3 protein-coding genes are annotated in these 2,244 nt (G+C 48.1%); all 3 read left to right on the top strand.

Annotated features, from left to right (window positions below):
- The first annotated feature begins 177 nt into the window (after positions 1–177).
- The 3 genes from BLS08_RS25910 (at position 178) to BLS08_RS26430 (ending at position 2,177) form a co-directional block, all read left to right on the top strand.
- Positions 178–1,188 (top strand): hypothetical protein, encoded by a 1,011-nt coding sequence (locus BLS08_RS25910; protein ID WP_017675228.1) that lies wholly within the window; start codon positions 178–180, stop codon positions 1,186–1,188.
- Positions 1,189–1,350: 162 nt separating this feature from the next.
- Entirely contained in the window at positions 1,351–1,896 is a 546-nt protein-coding gene (locus tag BLS08_RS25915) for a hypothetical protein (protein ID WP_017675227.1), read from the top strand.
- Between the two features lie 104 nt (positions 1,897–2,000).
- Complete coding sequence (locus BLS08_RS26430; protein ID WP_167375895.1) at positions 2,001–2,177, top strand: hypothetical protein; 177 nt, start codon at positions 2,001–2,003, stop codon at positions 2,175–2,177.
- Positions 2,178–2,244: the final 67 nt, after the last annotated feature.

A 2,244-nucleotide genomic window follows, 5' to 3' on the forward strand; every position in this document is an offset into this window, starting at 1 on the left:
CCTGGTCATCGCCCGACGGCCATGGCGGCTGGCTGCTTCGGGGGGCTTGCCTTGGGCAGGGCTGCAGCTTAGGTTGATGACATTGGGCTAAAGCCCGGTCCTTAACCAAACGTTGGGCGGCAAGGGCAGCAGTATTAGTCTCTGTTAGTTTTGCTAAAGTTTTTGTAGATAACTTCCATGAATAGTGAACTTGAATTGGAAAACCTCAGGTTAAAGGATTGGCTAGAGCCGCCAGAAAACAGCGATCGCGCCTGGTTTCAGAAGAGGGGGCGGGTCTTCGAGAAGATCCTTAACGGCATATTGTCGAGGGAGCAAATGGAGCCACGCACGAGTATGCGGCCTTCGGGCGAAGAGATTGATGGTTCTTTTGCTGTTGGAGAAAGCTTTTATCTACTTGAAGCCAAATGGCATTCCTCACCGATCCCTGCATCTTCGCTATATGCCTTTAAAGGTAAAGTTGACGGGAAACTCACTGGCACTGTCGGTGTGTTCTTTTCCATGTCTGACTACAGCAAAGAGGCGGTTGACGCGCTTCTGTATGGAAAGGAGCTCAATCTCATTCTTTTTGGACACGATGATCTTGTACTCATAGAGGAAGGAAAGATTAAGCTTCGCGAAGCTATGCGGGTGAAACGACGTTACGCGTCAAACTACGGCCAGCCGTTCTATCCTTTGAAGACGTACTTGTCGGAAGTGAAGACTTCTAGCGAAGAAACTGCTGCTCTGGATCAGGGCGCATCGTGGAGCATTCTGGTTGAGGGTGAGGGCGATGTCAGAGCCATTGAAATCTTGCTCGGACGTTGTGGCATAAATGCTCGTCATAACGTTGTAGCAGCAGGTGGGCAGCTAGCGGTTGCGCAACTCGCTGAGCACTTAATGAGTAACAATCAAAGGCAGGTTGCCGCGATAGTAACGCCACTATCTGACGCGGAACTTCAGCACGAGCAGATTTCAAAGCTAATAGATTTAGGCGTAGAAATAGTCGAGTTAAAGAATGGCATTGAGGATTGGCTAGATAATTATGTAAGTGCGGAGTACCACAACGCAACATTCATGCTCACTAATCGCAATGGAAAAATGGCGCGACGTTTTGCCCGAAATGCTGACATCGAGAAATTGCTATCCGATAACCCAGCATTCGAGAATTTGCTACAAAAGCTTCAAGGGGATACTGAAGAAAGGCGATAATAACTTGGTTAGCACCCAGAGACAGCTACAACTAACGCACATCGTAGAACCGTCTATGAGTGGTGGGTTGCAGCCCAACAAGTTGCTGCACGCGGGTAAATTACTCGCTGCGCTCGCAATTTACCGGTGAGCAAGGCGTTATACGCACAAGGAAGAACGCAAATGAGCATACTCTCCGGCCCGCTTGGATCTCACAAGGGATACATCGCATATATTGCCTTGCCGAACTGCTCAGACTATTTCGATCTCTGCGATCTACAGCGAGAAAAGGAAATATATCAAGCGACTCGCAGCAAGTACGAGCGGCTGCGGCTATTCCTGAATGCAGCTGAGTCGCTCAATAATATTCCAGAATATATATTTCACGAATACAAGCCAGCTTACGGCTGGAGCAGGGAATCCGAAGTCAGGAGCCTGCTAGCTAAAGAATCAAAAATACACGAAACAATTAACACCTTGGCCAATGGCTACAAACACTGCGTACGCAATCCGCCTCACAAAGCGGGTCAAATCAAAGAAATCGACGCAGGTGATTTTCAGGAAATAAAAATCATAGTTACCTCTCAGCTGAGCGCGCCTGTAAGCCTGGATGTTTCATACTCATTCGAAAGCATAGAAGATGAAGGAATGCTTGCCGAAGCATTTCGTTTTTGGGTTGATTACCATAACCACCAAGACCTATCCCGGCTTATCGGTGTGCGCGTATAACAATGCGCTCAAATCGCCCACTGCGCTCACTGAGATGGGGTGCCACCCATAACAGAGCATTATGCATATTTAGTATTTTTACTCAGCTACAAGTGGGTCTTGAAATGAAAAAGAAAGTAAAACGATCAAGAATGCGGAGGGCCTTTAATTCGCTTTGCGCGGCCCTGTTTATAGGCTCTGCAATTTACATCATGGCTATGGGTTTCAGCACCGTTGCCATGGCAGCCATGGCTATCTCCGTTGCTGGAGCAGCTGTACTGTTGGCGCTGATGGAAAATTGACCCACCCTGCCGATTGAAATTTGACCCAGGGCGGATTGCTGATTTTGTTACCAGCAACTGTGGATAA

This window comes from Ectopseudomonas chengduensis (assembly GCF_900102635.1).
GTDB classification, from domain to species: domain Bacteria; phylum Pseudomonadota; class Gammaproteobacteria; order Pseudomonadales; family Pseudomonadaceae; genus Aquipseudomonas; species Aquipseudomonas chengduensis.

Bases quoted from the DNA above. Each gene is read 5' to 3' on its own strand.
- BLS08_RS25915 (WP_017675227.1), top strand. From the start codon at position 1,351: ATGAGCATACTCTCCGGCCCGCTTGGATCTCACAAGGGATACATCGCA.
- BLS08_RS26430 (WP_167375895.1), top strand. From the start codon at position 2,001: ATGAAAAAGAAAGTAAAACGATCAAGAATGCGGAGGGCCTTTAATTCG.
- BLS08_RS25910 (WP_017675228.1), top strand. From the start codon at position 178: ATGAATAGTGAACTTGAATTGGAAAACCTCAGGTTAAAGGATTGGCTA.